The sequence below is a fragment of the Novipirellula caenicola genome (assembly GCF_039545035.1).
Taxonomy (GTDB): domain Bacteria; phylum Planctomycetota; class Planctomycetia; order Pirellulales; family Pirellulaceae; genus Novipirellula; species Novipirellula caenicola.
Genome location: NZ_BAABRO010000002.1, coordinates 208,048 through 215,285 on the forward strand (window position 1 = coordinate 208,048; position 7,238 = coordinate 215,285).

A 7,238-nucleotide genomic window follows, 5' to 3' on the forward strand; every position below is an offset into this window, starting at 1 on the left:
TTGACCGCGTCATGCAAATCCATCTCTATCATAGCCAACCGGCCAATGCCATCGACTTTAGTAGCGCTCGCGGCGCGGTGCCCCGCCCGGTTGCGGTGAGTAAAACGTTCGAAATTTACCGAGCGGGACCCCGCGCCGCTCCACTCTAACGCCCCCGGCTTACCCGAAGCGGAGCCAACAACTGGCAAGTCGACGCATGCAAGCATGAGCAGACCGAGCGTGCGACTGGATGCGGCCGATCGTCAGCTTTTCGCGGGCGAAGGCAAAGAGAGGAAGAGCGTAAAATCGATGCGTCGCAACGCGACATCGAGAATCAGCAATACCACGGCTGCGGCTAGAATCCATGGCCATAGCGGAGTCGGGCGGTTCGCTCGCACCGCAGTCGGATGGAACAGTTCAGCGGGCGTCGGATTAAATCGTCCGCCTGAAGCATTGGCAACTTCACGGAGCAGCGTTTCATTGGTTGGACGAATACGCAGTTCGTCACTGTAACCTCGTATCATGCCGCGGGATTGGCGGTAGATCGTCTGGCCGTTTTGCTTCACAGCAAACTCCATGTGGTAGGAACCCGGCTGTGACAATTGAAAATCGCTCGAGTAGCGACCAGGAGCCGATTGACTCATCCGCAACGATTGGCGTTGCAATTGCGGGTTGATCAACGTCAATTCGACCTCAGCATCGTTGATAAACTGGCCCACTTCGTTCACTGCGTCAACGGAAACGGCGGCCTGCTCGGAATGCCTCGCCATTTGGACCTGAATGCCCCGAGTGTCGCTCTTTCTCATCACTTGGCGAACGACGTGAGTCCAAAATTTGCCATACCCGGGCCACGTCATCCATTCGGCAGCCCATCGCGATTTCGCATCCGATGTGAACGCGGCCGACATACCCAGACCATACCGCCACCAAACCAACAGTGGATCCCCGCTTTCGGTCGCCAGAATCACTTCGGACGTCGGCTTTGGACGCGTCATCACGTAACCCAACAAGAACGGGGCCGATTCCAGTTCGAGATCGGCGAGCGCATGCGTCGCTCGAATCACCTGCGGAATGAATGGCTGCTCGTCGATCGCTGACTTACTGGCAGTGACGGTTTCTTTGGCAAAGATTTGGGGCACTTGGGCAGGATCGCTCGTGAAGTAGTAGCGTCCTTTGCCGACTCTCGCGATCTGTTCCAGCAATTCGGTGTCCGATCCGTCTCCGACCGCAACGGTCGAGACCGTGATTTTGGCAGACGACATCTGTTGAGCCATCCCTTCAAAGTCACCGCCAATGGAAATCCCATCGGTCAACAGGATGACATGCTTTAGTTTCGCTGACGTGGTGAACAACATCTCGAACGACATTTCCATCGCAGGGTACATATTGGTACCGCCACCGGCCTCAATGCGTGAGATTTCGTCGCTGATTTTCAATGCGCTGTTGGCGGGCTGCATTTCACTGATGACATAGGTATCGCCGTCAAAGGCCAGCACCGCCACTTGATCACGACGCCCCAATAGTTCAACGGCGGCTCGGGATGCAGATTTCGCCATTTCAATTCGATCGCCGTCCATCGACCCTGACTTGTCGATCACCAAAATCATGCCGAGCGACGGTTTCTCTTTTTCCTTCTCAAAGTCGCTACGTACGGGCAGCACTTCTTCGAGGGTGCTCTTGTAATAACCGCCCAAACCGAACGACTGTTCCCCGCCGAGCATGATGATTCCGCCACCAAGCTCTTGCACCCAAGTGCGGGCAATCTGCATCTGTTGTTGCGTGATCGCGGTCGCCGGAACGTTCGAGAGCATCAAGCACTCGTAGTTTTGTAAATCCGCAAGCGTTTCCGGCATTCCTTGTGGCGGACGAACATCCACCTGAATCCCTTCGTCCTCCAACGCGTACGCCAATTCGCGAATCAGATTCGGATCGCTTTCGACAATCAAGACTCTGGGTTTGCCCGACACGTAGACCAGCCCCGTGTCGCTATTGTTATCTAGGAGTGTATCTCGGCCGACCCCCGAGATTCGCACGCTAAACGCTGCCAGGCGATCACGCTGAATCGATTGCTGAAAACGAAAACGATTTTCACCCGCCTTCAATTTCCTGGTTTCGCTGATCACTTTGTGGTCACCACGAAACACTTCGACGAGACCTTCGTCTTCGTGATTCGACTGAATCACCACATTGACATAGAAGGGCTCTCCTTCGCGGACTTCGGCCGGCACGTTGACCTCGGCCACTTGCACTTCGGGCTCCGTTAACGTCGGCAACGGAATCGTCGTGATCGGGATATGGCTTTGCGCGGCCGCCGCAAGCGCATCACCCGCTGTCTGATTTCCATCGGTCAACAAGACAATCTGAGGCACATACCCCGGCGGCATCGAGCCAGCGGCGGCTTCGATCGCTGCGGCCAAGTTTGTTCCTTCGAGCTGCTTGCGTTTCTCATGTGATATGGATGAACCGCTTGCCGAAACCTCACCGATACTTGCGGTCTCGTGCACCGCTTCGTGTGGCGAATCATTTCGCAGTGGCCCGGATTGTTCGCTTGGCGGCGCATCCACATCGCCGGACTCGTTCAGCTCTTGGACCTTCTCGGCGGCTGAGGCAAACCTCAACACCGCAAGCTTGTTTTCACCCTTCGCCTGGACGGCTTCGCTTAAAAACTCCTTCGCCTTCGTCGCTCCCTCGTCACCGATACTGAGGCTTTGGTCAGCGAGCACGATCACAAATTGCTCGTCTGTTTCCTTTAGCAACGTGAGATCGGCGAGAGCCAAGACCAACAGCAGCAGCATGGCCAATCGCATCGCCATCGACACGATCCGCTGCGATCGCGGAAAATCGCTCAGGCTGCGACGAAAAAAATAGGCCACCACCAATGCCATTGGCACCAGTACCAGCAAGATCCACGGTCGAGTAAGTTCAAATGGAAACACGAAGAATATCTAGCTAATGAAACGTCGTTGATAAAGGAACCACTCAAGCGTCGACACTAGGCAGGCGACCACAATCAAATAAAACCAAATCGGACGCGTGAACCATTCACCGGAAACTACCGGCAGGCCGTCATTTGATTGCGAAGTGTCCACAGGACGCAGATCAGACTCGTTCGCGTTGGCAAGATTCACGGCGACACGTTGCACTACGGGGGAATCGACTGCATCCGTCACGGGCTGACGGTTCGGCACAGCGTTTTTGTGGTCTAAGCTTTCGTGCACGCTCCAAACACCGACCTCGTTCAGGGGACCGACTTGGTTGCCAAGCAGCGGCGATTGGTTCTGCGATGGCGAGAGCAACGTGCGATGAACGATTTGCGGCTTCACCGCTGCGGATTGCACAGCGGTATCGGGCGTTGTTTCGCCGTCCGGTACCTCGACAAAGTCCAAGTCGTCGGCAAGCGACAGACTCGTCAATTGCCCCGCCGAAACCGACGGTTGCAGTTCACCGGGCAGCCCAGCAAACCAGCTCAACGCATTGGTGATCAGAATCGGAAACGCCGTTCGGAACGCCAAGTCACTTCGTTCCAAGTTCAAATTCAACACCAAACAATCACCCTGCGGACGAGGAACGACCGCATACACGGGCTCACCCGTGACGGTTGCCGCGAGACTCTTGAATGCCGAATTGAATTTCAAACGACGAGCTTCTGGCATCAGCACGTTGTCCATTCGGAGATGCGTCATCAACTCGGACGTGTCGTCTTGCTCGGTGACAATCGGATGTTCAATCGTATCACCCACCTCCCACAGATCGCAACTGGTTTCGGGGTCAACCACCAACACTTCTCCCAGCGGCATGGTTTCGGGAACGATTCGATGACAAATCACAATCGTGTCGGCCGGCCACGGGTCGGGCAGATCGTGACGGACGCTGACTTGGACCAACGGATTCGCCTCAAAAACCTTTTGTAGAAACAGGTTCCCGGGCGAGACAATCAACACGCGTTGCACCATTCGCGGCGGAATGATCGCCCATGCGGTGTCGTCGGTCGCAAGCCAGTTGATGTTCGCATGCGAGTCCTGTTCGGCATCCCCAGCGTTATCGACATCCCCAAGGTCCGCCGTGATCTGAGTGAGCGTGGCCTTTAGCAGTCCCCCTTCGAGCGATGTTTTCTCGATCACGCGGGTCCATTGTTCTTCGGGTTTTAGATTCAGCGGCAAGACATCAATCGTGACGTCATCGAGTTCTAACTCCAGCCGACCTTTGACTTGCCGATCGGATGCATTGCGAACCTTGACTAAAATCTCATAGCCGATGGGATCAACGAGACTACGTCGCGATTGGAACTGAGTTATTCCGACGTTGCCTGCGGCGGTCGCAAACGTCTGATATTGAACGCCGATGCTCGGCGTCGATGCCGCTGTGACAATCTCGCTTTGTCTCACCCTGTTTTGCGTTGACACAAGCGTGTTCTCGGTTGAAATTTCCGGTGTTGGTTCACCCGGTTTGATTTCGGCGGGTGCGAGTGGCGATGGGTCCGCTGCAGCATTCGTTCGCTGAGCACAACCGTCGGTAAAAACGACGACTTGGCCGTGTGGATGATCACCAATCAGCTGCTTTCCCAACTCGATGGCCGCATCCAACGAGGCCGCAGCATCGCTCAACCCAATCGACTCAACCGCACGACGCAGTGTCGGCACGTGTCCGGTCATCCCAAGCGCCACCTCAGGCCGACTGCCAGCCGAGACAATCGCGACTTGATCACGACTGCGGAGACCATCAAGCATTTGGTGAGCTGCAGCTCGCGCGGCCTCGAACCGCGACGGGGCAACGTCACCCGCACGCATGCTGGCAGACGTATCCAACACGAAGACAAGCCGGCGAGCTTGAAGCGACTGCCACGGAAAGTAAGGATCCGCAATCGAGAGCACCAAAATCAGCAGCAATATCAGCTGAGCCAAAAGCGAAACCCAATGACGCAGTTGTTGCCACAACGAACGAGGCGGCTTTTCGTCATACACTTGTTTCCAAAACAAGTTTGTCGAGACCGGAATCCGCCGCAGCCGAACCTTCAGGATGTACAGTGCTACGATCGGAATCGCAACTGCGACCAACAAAAACGCGAGAGGGGCTCCGAATAACATGGCGACTACCTTCCCACCGCGGACGCACGCATCATGCTGAGCACAAGCGTATCAAACGGGACTTGCGAAGACGATTGAGTGCAGCCCAACCCATAATTGCTGCAGTAGTCGCGGACCGACTGCTGATGTTGCTGAAACAGTTGCTTGTAAGTTCGCAGGTTCTTTTCCGTCACGGTAACCATCCGCAGCGAGTCGGTCTCGATGTCGACAAATTCCACATCGCCCAACAAGCTTGGATCGGCCTCTTTGGGATCATGCAGCTGCAACACATGCGCATCGAAACGTCGAGAACGCAACTGATCCAACCCGCTTTGGAAACCGCGTTCGTCGAACAGATCGCTAATCACCACCGCCAATCCCGCGCGGGTTCCGCGATGCAGCAAACCCTGGACGGACCGAGCTAGATTCGTATCTTGCCCTCCGGTAGAAAGATTCTCGAGAAATCGCATCAGCGCAAGAATGCGTGCCTTGCCACGGGTGACGGGAAATTCCTGCACAATGCCATCTGCGTAAGCAACGACCGCGATCCGATCAAGATCAGCCAACGCGATATAGGCCAGCGCTGCGGTCAAATGGCAAGCCAATTCAAACTTGGCTGGTTGCCCAAACGCCATGCTGCGAGAACAGTCCAACATCAAATAAACGTGTAAGTCCTGTTCCTCTTGGAAACGCTTGAGCAGCAAGTCGCCGTGGCGAGCATAGATATTCCAGTCGAGGTAACGCAGGTCGTCGCCAATCGAGTATTCCCGGTGATCCGAAAATTCGATCCCTGAGCCCATCTGAGTCGTTCGCCGCTGAGCCAACAGCGTCCCTCGGAAGACGCGTTTCGACATAATCGAAAGGTATTCCAAGCGAGTCAGAAAGTCGGCGGGAAACAGCATGGAGCACTCACCAAAGAGTTAAAACAAAGATCCTTCGACAATCTCTCACGCAGCCGCGAGTGCATTTTCGGAAATGCTCGCGATAATTTTGCTGATGACGTCGTCCGCACTGATCCCTTCGGCCTGGCCTTCGAAATTCAAAATCAGCCGGTGTCGCAGCACTGGGGTTGCCATCGCTCGCAGGTCTTCGCGGGCAACATGGTAACGGTTATCCAGGATCGCACGGATCTTGGCTCCTAGAATCAACGACTGCAAACCGCGCGGACTGGCACCGTAACGCACGTATTTTTTCGTCGGTGCAGCGGCCAATTCGTGTTCTGGGTGCGTGGCGACGACGATCGCGATCCCATAGCGACGCACGTCCGATGCAATCGGAATCAGCCTCGCCAGCGCGGACATTTCTAAAATCCGCTCGCCCGTCATGACTGCTTCCACATTCGTCTTGACCGATTCGGTGGTGCGATCAAGAATCGTTTCTAAATCGTCCACGGTTGGATATTTGACCAGCAGCTTGCAAAAAAATCGATCCAACTGGGCTTCGGGCAGCGGGTACGTGCCCTCCATTTCCAATGGATTCTGGGTTGCCATCACAAAGAACGGCTCCGTCAAGCGATGCGTGACGCCCGCAACCGTGACGCAGTGTTCCTGCATCGCCTCAAGTAACGCGGACTGTGTTTTTGGCGTCGCACGATTGATTTCGTCCGCCAACAACACGTTGGCAAACATCGGGCCTTTTTGAAACTCGAACACCTTGTGACCGTCGCCCGCTTCGCCAATCACCTGTGTTCCAATCAGGTCCGCCGGCATCAGGTCAGGCGTGAATTGAATGCGACGAAATTCGAGGTGCAGTGCATCGGCGAGCGTCCGAACCGTTAGCGTTTTCCCGAGCCCAGGAACCCCCTCCAACAACACATGCCCCCCTGCGATCAATGAGATCAACATGTCGTCGAGGATCTCCTGCTGCCCCACGATCACCTTCGCAATTTCTGACTTCAAACGCTGGAAGTCTCGCCGAAAGTCGTCGAATTGCTGCTTCAGCTGTTCATCATTGTTCATCCAGCGGCTCCGCAGGTTTTATCAGGCGCGAACGTATGACTCGTTCGAAAATGGTAGCCGGATTATCCGTTGGTGCGAACGCGTTGTCTAGCTTCGCACACGTTCGAAACTTGAATGTTTTCAAATTTTGCACCTTTCATGCTCTTACACTCCCCGAACCACAAACTCGACAGCCGCATTTCACACCGCAATCGACGACTCTATAGGTTTGCAAGCACAAGCCTTCGAGGGCCAAACG

The 7,238-nt window shown here is 55.2% G+C and carries 4 protein-coding genes; all 4 read right to left on the bottom strand.

The window, feature by feature from the left end; genetic code table 11:
• Positions 1 to 242: 242 nt before the first annotated feature.
• Genes ABEA92_RS04890 through ABEA92_RS04905 form a run of 4 tightly spaced genes read right to left on the bottom strand, consistent with a single transcriptional unit; the run spans position 243 to position 7,000 of the window.
• A complete protein-coding gene (locus ABEA92_RS04890; RefSeq protein WP_345682684.1) occupies positions 243 to 2,915 on the bottom strand; it encodes a VWA domain-containing protein in 2,673 nt (890 codons plus the stop codon).
• A 9-nt stretch (positions 2,916 to 2,924) separates the two neighbouring features.
• A complete protein-coding gene (locus tag ABEA92_RS04895; protein WP_345682685.1) occupies positions 2,925 to 5,063 on the bottom strand; it encodes a VWA domain-containing protein in 2,139 nt (712 codons plus the stop codon).
• A gap of 5 nt (positions 5,064 to 5,068) precedes the next feature.
• On the bottom strand, positions 5,069 to 5,944 hold the full coding sequence (locus ABEA92_RS04900; protein ID WP_345682686.1) for a DUF58 domain-containing protein: 876 nt from the start codon (positions 5,942 to 5,944) through the stop codon (positions 5,069 to 5,071).
• Between the two features lie 45 nt (positions 5,945 to 5,989).
• Entirely contained in the window at positions 5,990 to 7,000 is a 1,011-nt protein-coding gene (locus ABEA92_RS04905) for an AAA family ATPase (protein ID WP_345682687.1), read from the bottom strand.
• Positions 7,001 to 7,238 lie beyond the last annotated feature (238 nt).